This window comes from Massilia oculi, from assembly GCF_003143515.1.
In the GTDB taxonomy this organism is placed as follows: domain Bacteria; phylum Pseudomonadota; class Gammaproteobacteria; order Burkholderiales; family Burkholderiaceae_D; genus Telluria; species Telluria oculi.
Genome location: NZ_CP029343.1, coordinates 2,739,171 through 2,755,594 on the forward strand (window position 1 = coordinate 2,739,171; position 16,424 = coordinate 2,755,594).

The 16,424-nt window shown below is 67.4% G+C and carries 17 protein-coding genes; 2 read left to right on the top strand and 15 right to left on the bottom strand.

All coding sequences use genetic code 11. The annotated features are described in order from the left end of the window. Positions 1-12: 12 nt before the first annotated feature. The 15 genes from gspF to gpmA form a co-directional block, all read right to left on the bottom strand. On the bottom strand, positions 13-1,233 hold the full coding sequence (gene gspF, locus DIR46_RS12610) for a type II secretion system inner membrane protein GspF (protein WP_109345521.1): 1,221 nt from the start codon (positions 1,231-1,233) through the stop codon (positions 13-15). 42 nt (positions 1,234-1,275) lie between these two features. Then, a complete protein-coding gene (gene gspE / locus DIR46_RS12615) occupies positions 1,276-2,697 on the bottom strand; it encodes a type II secretion system ATPase GspE (RefSeq protein WP_109345522.1) in 1,422 nt (473 codons plus the stop codon). Positions 2,698-2,700: 3 nt separating this feature from the next. Beyond that, on the bottom strand, positions 2,701-5,115 hold the full coding sequence (gspD, locus tag DIR46_RS12620) for a type II secretion system secretin GspD (protein WP_109345523.1): 2,415 nt from the start codon (positions 5,113-5,115) through the stop codon (positions 2,701-2,703). Continuing rightward, positions 5,115-5,888 (bottom strand): type II secretion system protein N, encoded by a 774-nt coding sequence (gene gspN / locus DIR46_RS12625; RefSeq protein WP_109345524.1) that lies wholly within the window; start codon positions 5,886-5,888, stop codon positions 5,115-5,117. The genes gspD and gspN overlap by 1 nt, the downstream gene beginning before the upstream one ends. Further along, positions 5,885-6,403: a type II secretion system protein M gene (locus DIR46_RS12630; RefSeq protein WP_109345525.1), complete on the bottom strand. Its 519-nt coding sequence runs from the start codon at positions 6,401-6,403 to the stop codon at positions 5,885-5,887. The genes gspN and DIR46_RS12630 overlap by 4 nt, the downstream gene beginning before the upstream one ends. Next, the gene (gspL, locus tag DIR46_RS12635; RefSeq protein WP_109345526.1) at positions 6,400-7,677 is read right to left on the bottom strand and encodes a type II secretion system protein GspL; all 1,278 of its coding nucleotides are present in this window, start codon (positions 7,675-7,677) and stop codon (positions 6,400-6,402) included. The genes DIR46_RS12630 and gspL overlap by 4 nt, the downstream gene beginning before the upstream one ends. Positions 7,678-7,693: 16 nt before the next feature. Further along, a complete protein-coding gene (gene gspK / locus DIR46_RS12640) occupies positions 7,694-8,689 on the bottom strand; it encodes a type II secretion system minor pseudopilin GspK (RefSeq protein ID WP_109345527.1) in 996 nt (331 codons plus the stop codon). Continuing rightward, on the bottom strand, positions 8,689-9,351 hold the full coding sequence (locus DIR46_RS12645) for a PulJ/GspJ family protein (protein WP_109345528.1): 663 nt from the start codon (positions 9,349-9,351) through the stop codon (positions 8,689-8,691). Before DIR46_RS12645 ends, gspK begins: the two co-directional genes overlap by 1 nt. After that, positions 9,348-9,731 carry a type II secretion system minor pseudopilin GspI gene (gene gspI / locus DIR46_RS12650; protein ID WP_229446591.1) on the bottom strand — a complete coding sequence of 128 codons (384 nt, stop codon included), beginning with the start codon at positions 9,729-9,731 and terminating at the stop codon, positions 9,348-9,350. Before gspI ends, DIR46_RS12645 begins: the two co-directional genes overlap by 4 nt. 11 nt (positions 9,732-9,742) lie before the next feature. Next, the gene (locus tag DIR46_RS12655; RefSeq protein WP_109345529.1) at positions 9,743-10,234 is read right to left on the bottom strand and encodes a GspH/FimT family pseudopilin; all 492 of its coding nucleotides are present in this window, start codon (positions 10,232-10,234) and stop codon (positions 9,743-9,745) included. A 12-nt stretch (positions 10,235-10,246) separates the two neighbouring features. Next, positions 10,247-10,684, bottom strand: a complete 438-nt coding sequence (gspG, locus tag DIR46_RS12660) for a type II secretion system major pseudopilin GspG (RefSeq protein WP_109345530.1) — start codon at positions 10,682-10,684, stop codon at positions 10,247-10,249. 194 nt (positions 10,685-10,878) lie between these two features. After that, positions 10,879-11,649 (bottom strand): HesA/MoeB/ThiF family protein, encoded by a 771-nt coding sequence (locus DIR46_RS12665; RefSeq protein WP_109345531.1) that lies wholly within the window; start codon positions 11,647-11,649, stop codon positions 10,879-10,881. Between the two features lie 36 nt (positions 11,650-11,685). After that, positions 11,686-13,134 carry a S41 family peptidase gene (locus tag DIR46_RS12670; protein ID WP_229446594.1) on the bottom strand — a complete coding sequence of 483 codons (1,449 nt, stop codon included), beginning with the start codon at positions 13,132-13,134 and terminating at the stop codon, positions 11,686-11,688. A gap of 12 nt (positions 13,135-13,146) precedes the next feature. Further along, the gene (locus DIR46_RS12675; RefSeq protein ID WP_109345532.1) at positions 13,147-14,577 is read right to left on the bottom strand and encodes a murein hydrolase activator EnvC family protein; all 1,431 of its coding nucleotides are present in this window, start codon (positions 14,575-14,577) and stop codon (positions 13,147-13,149) included. A gap of 42 nt (positions 14,578-14,619) precedes the next feature. Beyond that, positions 14,620-15,366 carry a 2,3-diphosphoglycerate-dependent phosphoglycerate mutase gene (gpmA, locus tag DIR46_RS12680; protein WP_109345533.1) on the bottom strand — a complete coding sequence of 249 codons (747 nt, stop codon included), beginning with the start codon at positions 15,364-15,366 and terminating at the stop codon, positions 14,620-14,622. Between the two features lie 91 nt (positions 15,367-15,457). Here gpmA and DIR46_RS12685 point away from each other — a divergent pair, with 91 nt between their 5' ends. Both DIR46_RS12685 and grxC read left to right on the top strand, forming a co-directional pair. Further along, positions 15,458-15,859: a rhodanese-like domain-containing protein gene (locus tag DIR46_RS12685; RefSeq protein WP_109345534.1), complete on the top strand. Its 402-nt coding sequence runs from the start codon at positions 15,458-15,460 to the stop codon at positions 15,857-15,859. Positions 15,860-16,027: 168 nt separating this feature from the next. Then, complete coding sequence (grxC, locus tag DIR46_RS12690; protein ID WP_109345535.1) at positions 16,028-16,291, top strand: glutaredoxin 3; 264 nt, start codon at positions 16,028-16,030, stop codon at positions 16,289-16,291. The last annotated feature ends 133 nt before the right edge of the window (positions 16,292-16,424 follow it).

The following is a 16,424-nucleotide window of genomic DNA, read 5'->3' on the forward strand; positions in this document are numbered from 1 at the left end:
ACTGCCATTGTTTTACTGCACCAGCTGGTTGATTTCGATGATCGGCATCAGCACCGCCAGCACGATCAGCAGCACGACCAGGCCCATGGCCAGGATCAGCACCGGCTCGAGCAGGCCGGCGATGGTGAGCGTGCGGCGCTCGAGGTCGGCCTGCTGCGAATTGGCGGCGCGCTCGAGCATGGCCGGCAGTTCGCCGGTGATCTCGCCGGCGCGGATCATGTGCACCAGCATCGGCGGGAAATGCTTTTGCGCCGATAGTGCGCGCGCCAGGCTCACGCCTTCGCGCACGCTGCCGGTGGCCTGCTCGACCAGTTCGCGCATCGCCACGTTGGACAGGGTTTCGCGGCTGGTGTCGAGCGCGCGCAGGATGGGCACGCCGGATCCGGTGGTGATCGCCAGGGTGCTGGCGAAGCGCGCGGTGTTAAGGCTGCGCTCGAACTTGCCATAGATGGGGGCCGTCAGCAGCCAGGTGTGCCAGCGCCGCTTGAGGTCGGGATTGCGCAGCGCGCGCCGCCACAGCCAGAACGCGCCGCCGATCAGGATCGCGCAATAGATGCCGTAGGCGCGCACGAAGTCGGACACTGCCAGCATGACCACGGTGAGGAAGGGCAGCTTCTGCTTGGTGTTGGCGAACACCGAGACGATCTGCGGCACGACATAGGTGAGCAGGAAGATCACGATCGCGAACGCGACCACGGTCACGATCGCCGGATAGGTGAAGGCCAGCCGCACCTTCTGCACCAGGGCGTTGCGGCGCTCGATGTAGTCGGCCAGGCGCGACAGCACGCGCGACAATTGGCCGATCTGCTCGCCCGAGGCGACCAGCGCCCGGTAGATCTCGGCGAAGTCGCGCGGGTGGTGCGACAGCGCGGTGGAGAATGGCGAGCCGCCGATGACTTCGGAGCGGATCGAGGCGATCAGGTCGCGCATATAGGCGCGCTCGGCCTGCTCCAGCAGGGCGGTGAAGGCTTGCTCGAGCGGCAGGCCGGCTTCCAGCAGGCTGGCCAGCTGGCGCGTGAACAGGGCCAGCTCGTTCTGCGACAGGCGCTCGCCGATGCCGCGCGCGCGGGTGACGCCCGAGGCGTCGACCTGGGCGGCGATCGCTTCGACGCTCAAGGGCGTCAGGCCCTGCGCGCGCAGGTCGGCGCGCGCCGCGCGCGGGCTGTCGGCGTTGACCACGCCCTTGCGGGTGGCGCCGCCGGCGTCAACGGCTTCGTAGCGAAATGCCGGCATCAGTCAGTTCCCATCCTCGCGATTTCCATCTTGGTCGGCATCTTAATCCTTCGTCACCCGCACCAGTTCGGCGCGCGTGGTGGTGCCGTCCGCCAGCCAGCGTTCGCCGTCGTCGCGCATGGTCTTCATGCCGGTTGCCAGCGCCGCATCGCGGATCTCGGCCTCGGAGGCGCGGTTGTGGATCTGGGAGCGGATCTGCTCGGTGGTCTCGAGCAGCTCGTAGACACCGACCCGGCCGTGATAGCCCGTGTGGCCGCAGCGTTCGCAGCCGACCGCATGCCAGGTGGAACCGTCGAAGGTCTTGCATTGCGAGCAGAGCTTGCGCACCAGGCGCTGGGCCATCACGCCCAGTAGCGACGAGGACAGCAGGAACGGTTCGATGCCCATGTCCAGCAGGCGCGTGACCGCCGAAGCGGCGTCGTTGGTGTGCAGGGTGGCCAGCACCAGGTGGCCCGTGAGCGAGGCCTGCACCGCGATCTGCGCCGTCTCCAGGTCGCGGATCTCGCCGATCATGATCACGTCGGGGTCCTGGCGCAGGATGGCGCGCAGCGCTTTCGCGAACGTCATGTCGATGCGGGCATTGACCTGTGTTTGGCCGACGCCGTTCAGGTCGTACTCGATCGGGTCTTCCACCGTCATGATATTGGTGGTCGACGCGTTCAGGCGCGACAGCGCCGCGTACAGGGTGGTGGTCTTGCCGGAACCGGTCGGGCCGGTCACCAGCACGATCCCGTGCGGCTGGTTGATCAGGCGGTCGAACTGCGGCAGCATGTCTTCGGCCATGCCCAGGTGCGACAGGTCGAGGCGTCCCGCCTCTTTGTCGAGCAGACGCAGCACGGCGCGCTCGCCGTGGCCGGTGGGCAGGGTCGAGACGCGCACGTCGACCGGCTTGCCGCCCACGCGCAGGGTGATGCGGCCATCCTGCGGCAGGCGTTTCTCGGCGATGTCGAGCTGCGACATGATCTTGATACGCGAGATCAGCGAGGCGTGGATCGCCTTTTTCGGGCGCACGATATCGCGCAGCGCACCGTCGATGCGAAAGCGCACCACCGAGGTCTGCTCGAACGGCTCGATGTGGATGTCGGACGCGCCTTCGCGCAGCGATTGCGTGAGCAGCGCATTGATCATGCGGATCACCGGCGCATCGTCGGACGATTCCAGCAGGTCTTCGATGGCGGGCACGTCTTGCAGCAGCTTGGTCAGGTCGAGGTCGGCGTCGAATTCGTCGACCACCTGCGACGCATCGCCGCCGCCGCCGGCATAGGCGCCGGCGATGGCCGTGTCGAGCTCGTCGCGATCGAGGCGGCGCAGCTGGATGCGGCCGAAACGGCGCGACACCTCGGCGATGGCGGCAGGCGCGGTGTTGCTGGACACCAGCACTTCGACGCTCTGGCCCGGTTCACCATTGCCGCGCGCCAGCACGCCGTGGTCGCGGGCAAAGGCATAGGGCAAGAGATTGTTCATGATTTACTCCCCGTTCGGTTGCTGCACCGGACGGGTTGGCGACGCGGGTACTGCCGCGCCGGGCATGACCGCGCCCGATCCTGGTTCAGACAGGCCCGCCCCCGGGGCGGTTCCCTGATGGCGCGATGGCGCGCCATCGTTGGACGCGCCCGGCGCCGCGTTCGGCGCAGGCTGGCGCTGGACCGGCATGGTCGCCATGCCGCCGCCGGCTGGCGGCTGGCCACCCACCAGCGGCGGCAGTTGCGGCGCGCCGAGGTCGCGCAGCAGCGGCGTCGATTCGAGCTGGGCCGCGGCGCCGGCCGCGCGCATGTAGTCGTAGCGGTCCATCGCGATCGAATTCGAGGCTTCCTTGCTGCGCACCACCACCGGCCGCAGGAACACCATCAAGTTGGTCTTCACGCGGCTGCGGGTACGGTACTTGAACAGGTTGCCGATCACCGGGATGTCGCCCAGGCCGCGCACTTTCTCTTCGCCATCGCCTTCGCTGTCCTCGATCAGGCCACCAAGCACGATGATCTGGCCGTCGTCGGCCAGCACATTGCTCTCGATCGCGCGCACGTTCGTGGTCAGGCCCGACTCGGCATTGCGGGTCGAGGCGTCCACGCTCGAGTTTTCGTGGTAGATCGCCATCTTGATGGTACCGCCTTCCGAGATCTGCGGCCGCACGCGCAGCAGCAGGCCCACGTCTTGCCGGTCGACGGTCTGGAACGGGTTGCCGCCGCCGGTGGTGCTGTTGGTCGCGAACGAACCGGTGATGATCGGCACGTTCTGGCCGACCTTGATGGTCGCCAGCTCGTTGTCGAGCGTGATCATGTTCGGCGTCGACAGGATGTTGGCGTTGCCGTCGGATTCCAGCGCGCGCGCCACCGCGCCCAGGCCGAGTTCGCCGCCGACCTGGCGGAACAGCCCGAAAGTCAGGCCGCTCGGGAGCGTCGGTATCGTGGTGCCATTGGTGCCGGTACTGCCGGCCTGGCTCGCCGCCAGCGCCAGGTTGACGATGCTGTTGCCCGAGCCGCCGCCGGTGAAGTTCTGCAGGCCGCCGAAACGGTATTTGCTGTCGGAATCGCCGGTGGCGCCGACCCACTGCACGCCGAATTCGGAGGCCTTGTTGGAGGTGACTTCGACCACCAGCGCCTCGATATAGACCTGGGCCCGGCGCACGTCGAGCTGGTCGATCACGGAGCGCAGGTTGCGGTACACCGCATCCGGCGCGGTGATGATCAGGCTGTTGGTCGAGGCGTCGGCCTGGATGAAGCCCGAGCCCTGGCCGCCGCCCTGGGCGCCTTGCTGGCCCTGCTGGGCGAAGGTGTTGCCGGTACCGCCGATGCCAGTGCTGCCCTGCAGCCCCCCCTGCCCGCCGAGGCCGCCCTGCCCGCCCTGGCCCGCCTGGCTGCCGGTGCCGGAGGTGATCGAGCTGCCTTGCGTGCCTTGCTGCTGCTGCGGCATCGCCGATGCATCCTGCGACACCACGGCGCGCAGGGTCTGGGCCACGCGCGTGGCTTCCGCATTCTTGAGGTAGACCACGTGGATATTGCCCTTGCTCGAGCTCTCTTGATCCAGGCGGGCGATCAGGCTCTTGGCCAGGTTGGCGCGCGCCTGCGACGGCGCGCGGATCACGACCGAGTTGGTGCGCGGATCGGCCAGCACCGTGACCCGGCCCGAGTCGCCGCCGGCAGCCGGTTCCATCAGGCGCGTGACAAGCTGGGCGATGTCGCTGGCGATCGCGTTGCGGATCGGGATGACGTCGAGGTCGGCCGCCACCGGCGCGTCGAGCGCGGCGATGATGCGCGCCAGGCGGCGCAGGTTGTCGGCATAGTCGGTGACGACCAGCGTGTTGTTGCCCGGGTTCGCCATGATCGAGTTGTTGGGCGAAATCAGCGGACGCAGCACGGCGGTGAGGTTGGCGGCCGACTCGTAGGACAGATAAAACACCTGGGTCGCGATCTGGTCGCCGGTGGCCTTGCTGGAGCGCACGCCGCCGACCTGGGTGGGCGATGACTGCAGCTTGGCCTCGGCCTCGGGCACCACCTTGGCGTAGCCGTCGCCGCTGGTAACGACCGCGAAGCCCTGCAGGCGCAGGGTCGAGGTGAGCAGGCCGAAGGCTTCGCTCTTGCTCAGCGATTTCTCGGACACCAGGGTGAGCGTGCCCTTGACGCGCGGGTCGATGATGAAGGTCATGCCGGTATAGTGGCCGATCGCCTTGATCACCGACTCGATGTCGGCATTGACGAAGCTCAAGGCAGCGGCGTTCGCGCTTTCTTGCGCCAGCGCGGGCAGCGGCAGCGGCAGCGCGACCAGGGTGGCGGCGCAGCACAGCATGGCGCCGGCGGCCAGGCGCTGGGCCCGCAACTGCAAGGCCGGCAGCTGCAGGGCCGGAAGTTTGGGGTGCGCGAAGGTGGAGCGGTCTGTTTTCTTCATTATCTGAACTCGAGTGCGATTACGTTTTTGCCGTTCACCATCCGGCGCTGGCCCAGCAGGTTCAACATGGTCCCGAGCTGGTCTTCATAGCCGTCGGCGGCGCTGGCCTGGCCCGAGAAGCGCAGGCGTCCATTTTGCAGTACACCCGCGCCCGACAGCAGCAAAGCGCCGCGCACGGTGCGCAGGGTCAAATCGGCCTGCGGTCCACGCCAGTCCATGATCATTTCATAACTGCCGAGCGGCTTGATGGGCGACATGCGCGAACCCATATCGCTCATCGACAGTACGGTGCGCCCCTGCAGCGTCACGGTATTCTGCTGGCGCAGCAGGTCGAGCGCGTTCCAGGACAGCCGGATGCGGCCGCTCGGCGCCAGCGTATTGAGCGGCGCACCCAGGCCCGACAGCCCCTCGGCCGGCAGCAGCAGCTCGCCGGCATTGACCTGCCACTGCGACCAGCTGCCTTCGACCCGCACCGGGTTGGCCAGCGCCTGGGGGTTTTCCAGGCTCATGCTGACCTGGCCCAGCACCACCAGCGGCGACAAGGTCCAGGAAAAACGGCCCGGCAGCAAGGGGGTGACCGCCCCACCCGGCCCCGGCGCCCCGCCGATAAAGGCTGAGCCGCGCCAAAGCGTACCCTGCGCATCCCCCAGCGTCAATCGACCGCCGGTCTGGCGCTCGACCATCGGGCCGAGCCACGCCGCCGGCAGGAAAGCCAGCACCGTCGCGACCACCGCCAGGATGACCAGCAGGCCCCACGTCAGCGCCCGCCTCATGAAGCCGGATCGCTGCGCTGGCGCAGCGTGAGCGTGGCGTCGACCTGGCCCAGCGCGGTCTGGGCGGAAAATTGCGCGTCCTGCACCATCAGGCGGCTCTCGCGCCGCTGGGCGTCGAGCCAGGCCATCAGGTTGGCAAAGGAGACATTGTTGAGCTGAACCTTGGTGTACTCGCCGCTCACCGACAGCGAGGCCGGCTTGAGGCCGCGGCCCGCCATGCTGGCGGTAAGCGACTCATTGGTGACCGGGGTGACGACGGGCGCCGGCTCGCCGGCGGCGGCCCGGGCTTCGCCGGCCAGGGTCTCGAGCTGGGCGGCCTGCTGGCGCAGCTCGGGCAAGGACCGGCGCAATTGTTCGCGGCCTTCGAGCGCCGGCTCGAGCAGGACGAGATAGAACAACGCCAGCGCGGCCACGGCGCCGCCGACGATCAGGAATTTGCGTTCCTGCTCGGTGCGCGCGATCCAGTAGGCGGTGGCGCGTTCGCGCAGCCCGCTGATTTTGCCGACGATGCTCATTGCATGCCTCCCGATTGCGTCACTCCAGATTGCGATGCGCCCGATTGTGAGGCACCAGTGCTGCGGATCAACCAGGTGTTGGCGTCGGGCGCTTCCAGGCTGAGGTTGCGTGCCGCCAGGGCCGGGCGCAGCTGGTCGGCGGCGCCGGGATTGGCGGACTCGGGTTTGACGCGCACAGTGAGGGCGCGTTCGCGAAACTCCATTGATGCAATCGCAGGCGGCGCGCCGAGGCCGCCGATGGCTTCGCCAAGGGCCGCCGCCATCCAGGTGAATTCATCGCCGCCCACCTCGCCGCTGCCGGCCCTGGCGCGCGCGATGTTCTGCTGCATCTGCGCCACCGGATCGATCGCCGGCTGGCCCGGATACACCGAGCGGAAGGTCTGGCTCATCTGCTGGCGCACGGCGTCGGCCTCGCGCTTCAGGCCCAGCCATTCGACGTTGAGGCCGATGACATTGACCGCCAGCGCCGCCAGGGCGAGCCGGATCGGCCAGCGCCAGCGGCGCCAGTCGCGCCGCGCCACGCCCGCCGTGCCCAGGCCGGGCACCAGGTCGAGCGCGGGACCGACCGCGCCGCCATTGCTGCTGCCGCGGGCGCCGGCGATCCAGTGCGCCCAGTTGTCGCTCTCGAGGGTGACGCCGGGGCCGGCCTCGGCCAGCAGCGCCTGGTATTCCCCCATCTGCTCGTGCTCGACGTACAGCACCAGCGGCGCATCGCCCGCCAGCGCACGCGCCGTCTGCAGGGCCACCACCGGGGTGCCGTCGAGCGCCAGGCCGAGGCCTTCGTACTGGCTCTGGCGCAGGATCAATTCTCCCTTGCCGAAGGCGGCGCTCACGCTGCCTGGATGCAGGGGCAGGCACAATTGTTCGGGCACGGCCACCACCGCGCGCGCGCCCATCTCCAGCAGTTTGCGCACCAGCGGCTCGAGCCAGGCCTGCTGCACCACGGCCACCGGACGGCGGCCGTCGGCCATGGCCGGGCCGGCCACCAGCACGCAATCGAGCGGGTCACCCAGGATGTATTCTTCGACCAGGGCCGGCAGCGCCGCGCGCAGGCGCGCGCCGGCCAGCGGCGGCGCCTGCACCGCCAGCAGGGTGACGTCGCTGGCGGCCAGGATCAGCACCACGCGCCGGCTGGCCGCGACCACGTCGCCCAGGTTGCGCAGCGCGCCTTCGCCCTGCTGTCCGATGGCGCCGTTGTCGCCGACCATCGCGAACCTGCACAAGGCGCCCTCGCCTTCGCTCCTGGCCGGATGCCGGATATAAAGAGTAGTCAAACTGTCTCGCTTTCTTCTAGTTCTGGCGGGTCCAGATCACGTTTACGCCGCCACCGGCGGCGCCAAGATTGGTCAGGCTGCCTTTCTGCACCAGCGATTCCGCGTCCAGCGCCGCGCGATCCAGCCGGATGCGGCTCTGCACCAGGAAATAATTGCTGGTGATGCTGATCTTCAGCTCTCCCTGCGCACCACCCTGCTCATTGCCCCGGCACTGCAATTCGGTATTGAACTGCTGCACATCATTCCACGGCACCCGCTTGCGCTGCTCGACCAGGGCGTTGGCCTGGGACATCGAACAGCCGGGCAATACCGCCGCCAGTACCTCGGCCGGCGCCGTGTTCACGTTGACCGTCGTCCCCTGCGCCGGCAGCACGATCACGAACGGGCGCAAGGCCTCGACCGTCTCGGGCTTGACGCCCGGCACCGCCAGCAAGTCGTCCACCCGCAGGATCGGCATCGGATTGCCCTTGCGCGGCGTCTGGGTGGTCGTGTCGGTCGCTGCGTCCGGATCCACCGTCAGCGCCTGCCCGGCGGCGACGAAATCGGCGATCGGCCGCGCCAGCCGCGGCTCTTGCCGCACATTGGTCAACAGGCGGCCGAGCACCCCGGTCTCTACGGGATCGCGCTTGCCGCCCGCCGCCAGGTTGTTCAGATTGTAGCGCGCCGTGGCGTCGACTACCTGACCCGACAGGGATGCATTGAAATTTTCTCCCTGCACCCGCTCACGTTCGATGTATTGGTCGAGCCGGGTCTCGGCCAGCGGCGTGGCCCATATCTGCTCGAGCGAGATGCGCCCGCCGAAGGGCTGGCGCAGGATTACGCTGGCCCAGTCCAGGGCGCCGCGCTGGATCCACTTGGTCTGCAGCTGCAGGCGCTGGTTTTCCATCGAGCGCACCTGCACCTGCTGCTGCCAGAACAGGCTGGCGACGATCGAGATCGCCAGCGTGGTCAGCAGCAGGGCCGTGACCACGGCGACGCCGCGCTGGCGGCGCGGAAGGGGCACTGGCCGCATCAGGTGCCTCCCAGCAGGAAAGACTTGACCATCGGCTGGCCAAGGCCCTGCACGGTGAGCGCCACCTGCACGCCGGTCGGCTCGCGCGAGCGGGCCGGGCCCAGGGACGGATCGACCGGCGGGGATTGGCCCTCGCCATTGCCGCCGACCGCGGTCGGCTCATTACGCCAGGCATCGTTTTGCCAGCCCTGCACCTGCATGCCGGTCACGCCGACCTGCAGCGCGACCGACGGCGAATTCTCCGCCGGCGCATCGGAGGCGATCGCCTGCCACAGCTGGGCGATGTGGTCGAGGTCGCGCGTGCCGGGCGACTCGCGCCGCATCAGCTGGCCGTTGACCACGCGGTAGCTGACCACCTGCAGGCGCGACGGCTCGTGTTCGACGAGGACCTTGCGCACCAGGGTCAGGCGGTCGGCGTCCCACAGCAAGGCCGGGCGGCCGCGCATGATGTCGTTGCCGGCCGCGTTCTCGCAATCGTTCTGCATCTGGGCGAAGGCCAGCTGCATGCCGCGCGTGATTTCCATCTCGTTGGTCAGCGCCACGCGCGCGCGCACGATGCCGTCCAGCCCGCGCCAGCCGAGTACGGCCACCATGGCGAGGATGCCGATCGCCACCAGGAGTTCGACCAGCGTGAAGCCTGCATGCCGGGACCGAGCGTTCATATCGGGGAAGGCCTCAAGACCAGTTGGATGAGTTTGACAATGCGGCGCCCCGGGTTGTCGGCGTCGAACACCGAGACTTCGATCCTGCGCAACAGCGGGTTGGGACTGACCAGCACTTCTTCTTCGCATATCAGGTTCAGGTCGCCTTGCGGGCAGGGAAAGCTGCGCTTGCCGATCTCGGGAAATTCGCGGCCCAGGCGGATCTGCACGAGCCGGTTCTCGGCCGACCAGGTCGCCATCATCGAGGCGCGCAGGCCGGCGCTGTTGGACGTCAGGCTGCCCACCGCGCGCAGGCCGGCGGCCAGCGCGGTGCCGACGATGACCAGCGCCACCAGCACTTCGAGCAGGGTGAATCCGGAAACTGGGCGAGACGGCATCATGGTCCTGGACGTCATTCGACAGTGAAGTGGCCGACGCCGTCGGCGCGGATCGCGACCGCGTTGGCGCCCGAGGCCAGCGTCAGCACGAAGGGACGGTCGACCGGCTCGCGGCCAAACGTGATGCGCAGCATGTCCGGACCGCCGCTTCCAGCTCCAGTTCCGGATGGCTCGAGCTGAAGGCGCAGCGGTGGATTCTTGAAGCTGCGCTCGCGCAGCAGGTCGTCGCGCGTGACCGGCTCCCAGCCGGTGTCGCCGCGCACCATGAAGCGGTAGCGCTCGCCGTTGGCGTCGAACGCGACCAGGCGGTTACGCACGATGGCCTCGTCGCGCGCCAGCTGCAGCAGCAGCGCGATGCGCCTGGCCTCGTTCTCGAGGTCCTGGCGCGGGCTCGGGAGCGCGTTCAGCGTAGCCAGTCCCAGCGTGATGCCGATGATGACCATCACGACCAGCAGCTCCACCAGGGTGAAGCCGGAGGATGCGCCCCGCGCGCGCCAGGCCGGCATGGGAAGGATGTCTTACTGCCAGGAACCGACGTCGGCATCCTCGCCGTTGCCGCCCGGCTGGCCGTCGGCGCCGTAGGAGAACACGTCGATCTCGCCCTTTACGCCCGGCGACAGGTATTGGTAGGAATTGCCCCACGGGTCCTTCGGCAGCTTCTCGATGTAGCCGCCTTCTTTCCAGCCGTTGGCAGCCGGGCCGGAGGTCGGCTTGGCGATCAGGGCGTTCAGGCCCTGCTCGGTGGTCGGATAGCGCTGGTTGTCGAGCTTGTACAACTTGAGAGCCTGCATCATGGTGGCGATGTCGACCTTGGCGGCAGTGACGCGCGACTCGCCCGTGCGGCCCAGCAATTTAGGCACGACCAGTGCGCCGAGGATGCCGATGATGACCACGACGACCATGATCTCGACCAGGGTAAAGCCGCGGGCGCGACGTTGTGTACGTTGGAAATTCATATGCAGTGTGATTAGGCTGGTGAATCGGTGGAGCCGGGACAGTATACGGCCGAAATATGACAAGATAATACTGCGGATGAATCTGCGTACAAAATTGTGCGAATGATTACATCGCTACCGGCGGCGGGTGTGCAATTGTAAGCTACCTACGCTCGTCACGACACCTTGGATCCGTACCCTTAAGCCGCCCCTCATCAAACCTCGTTCGGTCCGCTACTGCGCGTGGCGCATACCGGACAAGCGGCATTGCGCGCCACCTTGACGCCAGTCCACTCCATGAATTTTCCGTCCAGCATGAGCAGGCGGCCGACCAGGGACTCGCCGATGCCCGCGATCAGCTTCATCGCTTCGGCGGCCTGGACCGCGCCGACGATGCCGACCAGCGGGGCGAACACCCCCATGGTGCTGCAGGCAACGTCCTCAAAGCCGCTGTCTTCAGGGAACAGGCAGGCATAGCACGGGGCATCGGGCTGGCGCGGGTCGAATACGGACAGCTGGCCGTCGAAGCGGATCGCCGCCCCCGACACCAGCGGCACGCCGGCCGCGACGCAGGCGCGGTTGACCGCGTGACGGGTGGCGAAGTTGTCGCTGCAGTCGAGCACGACGGTGGCCGTGCGCGCCAGCGCCAGCAGGCGCTCGGGGCCGGCCCGTTCGTTCAGGGCGACCACCTCGATCTCGGGATTGATCGCCAGCAGGGCCGCGCGCCCGGACTCGACCTTCGGCTGGCCGATGCGCTCGGTCGTGTGCATGACCTGGCGCTGCAGATTGGTGAGGTCGACCGTGTCGTCGTCGACCAGGGTGATGCGGCCGATGCCGCCAGAGGCCAGGTAGAGGGCGGCCGGCGAGCCGAGCCCGCCGGCGCCGATCACCAGGGCATGGGCCGCGAGCAGGCGCTGCTGGCCTTCGATGCCGATGTCGTCGAGCAGGATGTGGCGCGAGTAGCGCAGGAGCTGGTTGTCGTTCATGTGGGTCGCCCCGACCTCATTTCGTCGGCGGCGCCTTCAATTCAGGCAATTTCTGCTCCGCCCCGGCAGCGGCGCCGGCGCGGGTTTGTCTTCGTCGGGCACGCCCTTGGCCAGCTGCACCGGCAAGCCCTTGAAATGCTTGATCGCCTGCGCCAATTGAAAATCGTCCTGGCCGCCGAACTCGATCGGCTTGCGGTCCTTCAGCAGGGCCAGCGCGCGCTGCTGCTGCGCCAGGCTCGGGTTCTGGTCCTTGGGCGCCGCTTCCTTCTCGCCTTCGGCCGCCAGGTGGCGCTGCAAGTCCGCTTCGCGCACGCGCAGGGCGTTCAGCAGGTCGCCCTCGGCGCTTTCGTCGACCTGCATATCGGGTTCGATGCCGGTGGCCTGGATCGGCCGCCCTTTCGGCGTGTAGTAGCGCGCCGTGGTCAGCTTGATCGCGGTGTCTTCCGACAGTTGCCGCAAGGTCTGCACCGAGCCCTTGCCGAAGGTGCGGCTGCCCATCACGATCGCGCGCTGGTAATCCTGCAGGGCGCCGGCCACGATTTCGGAAGCCGATGCCGAGCCGCCATTGACCAGCACCACCATCGGCACCGATTTGAGGCCGGCCGGCAAGCCCGCCAGCGGGTCGCCACGCTGGGCGTAGAATTCGCGCCGGCCATAGAAGTTCTGGTTCGAATCCGCGATCTGGCCCTTGGTACTGACGATCACCTGGTCCGGCTGCGGCAGGAAGGCCGCCGAGACGCCGATCGCGCCCGGCAGCAGGCCGCCCGGGTCGTTGCGCAGGTCGAGCACCAGGCCCTTGATGTCGGGTTGTTCGGCGTACAGTTCTTTGGTTTTCTTGGCCAGCTCGTCCAGGGTGTTTTCCTGGAACTGGCTGATGCGCAGCCAGGCATAGCCGGGCTCGACCATCTTGGCCTTGACGCTGACGACCTTGATTTCCTGGCGCGCGATCGGCACCACCCAGGGCTTGTCTTCGCCGGGACGGGCGATGGTGAGCGTGACCTTGCTGCCGACCTTGCCGCGCATGCGCTTGATCGCCTCGTCGGACGACATATTGCGCACGGGGACGTTGTCGATGCGGGTGATCAGGTCGCCCGGCTTGATGCCGGCCTTGAAGGCGGGCGTATCCTCGATCGGCGACACCACCTTGATATAGCCGTCCTCGTTCGAGATCTCGACGCCGACGCCCACGAACTTGCCCTGCACCGCCTCGCGCATGTCGCGGAAGGCCTTCGGGTCGAGGTAGACCGAGTGCGGGTCGAGCGAGGCGACCATGCCGCCGATCGCTTCCGACAGCAGCTTCTTGTCTTCCACCGGCTCGACGTAGTCGGTCTTGATCAGGCCATACACGTCGGCCAGCTGGCGCAGCTCGTCGAGCGGCAAGGGCGCGCCGGCCTTTTGCGCATGGGCCGAGAGCTGGAACGATGCCGCCACGCCAACCAGGACGCCCACGCCGACCAGCCCGAAATGCTTTGCTTTCATGCCCATGTTATGCCTTGTCTAGAACCTGACCCAGCCCGCCGGATCGATGGCCTTGCCGCGATGCCTGAGCTCAAAGTATAGCCCCGATTCCTCGTTGCCACCGGTATTGCCGGCACTGGCCACCGCCTCGCCGGCGCGCACGCTGTCGCCGGGACGCTTGAGCAGCGACTGGTTGTTGCCGTAGATCGACAGGTAGCCGTCGCCGTGGTCGATGATGATCAGGTTGCCGAAGCCGCGCATCCAGTCGGCATGCACCACCCGGCCCGGCGCCACGGCGCGCACCTCGGATCCTTCGGCGGCCTTGATGAAATTGCCCTTCCAGGTCGGGCCGTCGCCGCGGCGTCCGCCGAAACGGGCCGCGACCGTGCCGTTGACCGGGCTGGCCATGCGGCCCTTGAGCGCCGTGAACGAGCCGCTGGCTGCGGCCGGCCCCAGGATCGGCGGCGGCGGCTCGCTCGGACCGGGGTCTTCCTGGTCCGGCTCCTGGGCCAGGATCGGCGCCTCCTTGATCGGTTCGGGCATCGGCTTGGGCTTGGCGCCCGGCCTGGCGTTCTCGCGCGCGATGCGCTCGCGTTCGCGGTCACGCTCGGCCTTCTCGGCCGCCGCTTTCGCGCGCGCGGCCGCCAGCGCCTTCGCCTTGGCCTCGGCCGCGGCCTTGGCCTTGGCGCGTTTCGCCGCCAGGGCGGCCTGGCGCTTGCGCTCGGCTTCTTCCTGCTCGCGGATCAGGCGTTCGAGGCGGGTGACCAGGCCCGACATGCGTTCTTCGTCCTGCTCAAGGCGATCGGCCTGCTTGCGCTGGTCGGCCAGGCGGGTCGACAAGGTGTTGAGCAGCGCCGCCCGCTTGGCTTTTTCCGTCTCCAGCAGCGCCTTCTGGTCGAGCTGCTCCTGGGCGATTTCTTCCAGCTCTTGCTGGGCGTTCTCGACCTGGTCGCGGTTGGCCTCGACTTGCGCCAGGTTGCCGCGCAGCGAGCCGAGCAGGCGCGCCTGGGCCTGGGAGACATAGGCCATCAATTGCAGGTCGCGGCTGATGCGGTTCGGGTTGTCGCCCGATAGCAGCAGCTTGATCCGGTCTTCGTTGCCAGCCACATAGTGCTCGCGCAACAGCTTGGCCAGCTGCTTTTGCTGGGCGGCGATGGTCTGGTTCAGCTGTTCCTGCTGCGCGGCCAGGTCTTGCAGGCGCGTATTGGTGGCGCCCTGCTCTTCCTGCAGGTCGCGCAGCGCCCGGTTGGCGTTGGAAATGGCGGCCTCGGACTCGGCCAGCGTGTCGGCCGCGTCTTCCTTGGCGCTTTCGGTCTGGCTGATGTCGCGCTTGATCGCCTGCAGCTTTTGCTGGATGCCGGCGCGCTGCTTCTCGGCCGCCGCTTTCTGGCGGCTGCGCTCGGTCTGGCGCTGGGCCCAGGCGTCGGTAGAAAACGCGCCGGACAGCGCGACCGCCAGCAGCGTACTCATGAGTACGCTGCCGGCTCCCTTCGTGAATGGCAAATGCAAGACTTACTTTGCCTTCCCTTGGTTGGCCACGGCCGCCATGGCGGCGGCGATCGCTTCCTGGTCGCCCAGGTAGTAGTGCTTGATCGGCTTCAGGTCGGCGTCCAGCTCATACACCAGCGGCTGGCCGTTGGGGATGTTCAGGCCGACGATGTCGGCGTCGCTGATGTTGTCCAGCATCTTGATGATGGCGCGCAGGCTGTTGCCGTGGGCCGAGATCAGGATCTTCTTGCCGGCGCGGATCGCGGGAGCGATCTCGTCGTTCCAGGCCGGCATCACGCGCGCCACGGTGTCCTTCAGGCATTCGGTCAGCGGGATCTGGTCTTCCCTCAGGCCCGCATAGCGCGGATCGCCGAACGAGGTGCGCTCGTCGTCCTTCTCGAGCGCCGGCGGCGGGGTGTCGTAGCTGCGGCGCCAGACCAGCACCTGCTCGTCGCCGAACTTGGCGGCGGTCTCGGCCTTGTCCAGGCCCTGGAGGGCGCCGTAGTGGCGTTCGTTCAGGCGCCAGTCGTTCTTGACGGGCAGGTACATCATGTCCATCTCGTCCATCGCCAGCCACAGGGTGCGGATGGCACGCTTGAGCACCGAGGTGTAGGCCACGTCGAAGGTGAAGCCGGCTTCCTTGAGCACGCGGCCGGCGGCTTTCGCCTCGGCCACGCCTTTTTCGGTCAGGTCGACGTCGGTCCAGCCGGTGAAGCGGTTTTCCAGGTTCCAGGTGGATTCGCCGTGGCGCATGAATACGATCTTGTACATTAGTCTCTTCTTCTCGAAAAAATTCTGGTTGAAGTCCGGTCCGGCATCTATTTTATAATGCCCCGATTCAGTTCAACCAATCGGAACCCTTGTGAATTTCTTACTCGATAATATCTTCGTTGTTGCGATCGCCGTGATTTCGGGTGTCGCCCTGCTGTGGCCGGCATTGGCGCCGCGCGGAAAACGCGCGACGCCGCTGCAGGTGACGCAGATGATCAACCGCGGCAAGACCACCGTGGTCGACGTACGCAGCGCGGAAGAATTCGCGGCAGGCCACCTGCGCGACGCGAAACACATCCCGCTGGCAGACTTGGGCAATCGCATCGGCGAACTGGACAAGTCGAAGAACCGTACCGTCGTGGTGGTGTGCCAGACCGGCGCCCGTGGCGACAAGGCCGCACGCCAGTTGCAGGCGGCCGGCTTCGAAGACGTCCACAGCCTGGAAGGCGGCCTGACGGCCTGGACGGCTGCGGGACTGCCGGTCACGAAGTAAAGGGCCCTCGAAAAACCGTCGCGAGCGGCAGCAGTTTCGGTCGAGAAGCGCAACCGTACGGGCGTACGGTGAGCATCGCAGACTGAAACTGCAACGCGCAGCAGGTTTTTCGAGGTCCCAAAACCCGCCGGCCCGGTGTTCGGGCCGGCAGACACGAAAGGATTCAGCATGACAGCCCACGTCGTTCTCTACCACACCGCAGCCTGCCCCTATTGCGTGCGCGCCGAGCGCCTGCTCGAAGCCAAGGGCGTGCATGACATCGAACGCATCCGCGTCGACCTCGACCCGGAACAGCGCCAGATCATGATGCAGCGCACCGGCCGCCGCACCGTGCCGCAGATCTATGTTGGCGACATCCACGTCGGCGGTTTCGACGATTTGTATGCGCTGGACCAGGCCGGACGCCTGGACCCGATGCTCAAGGGCGAGTAAGCTAATTGGGCTGAACGCGGCGGCGGGCGGCAAAGCCGCTATTGCTTCCAAGTTGGTTTTGCTACAATTGTCGTCGCGTTTGACCCAAGCACCCCGGAGCGGCCTGCCAAACTGGCGATCTGCTTCCCACTAT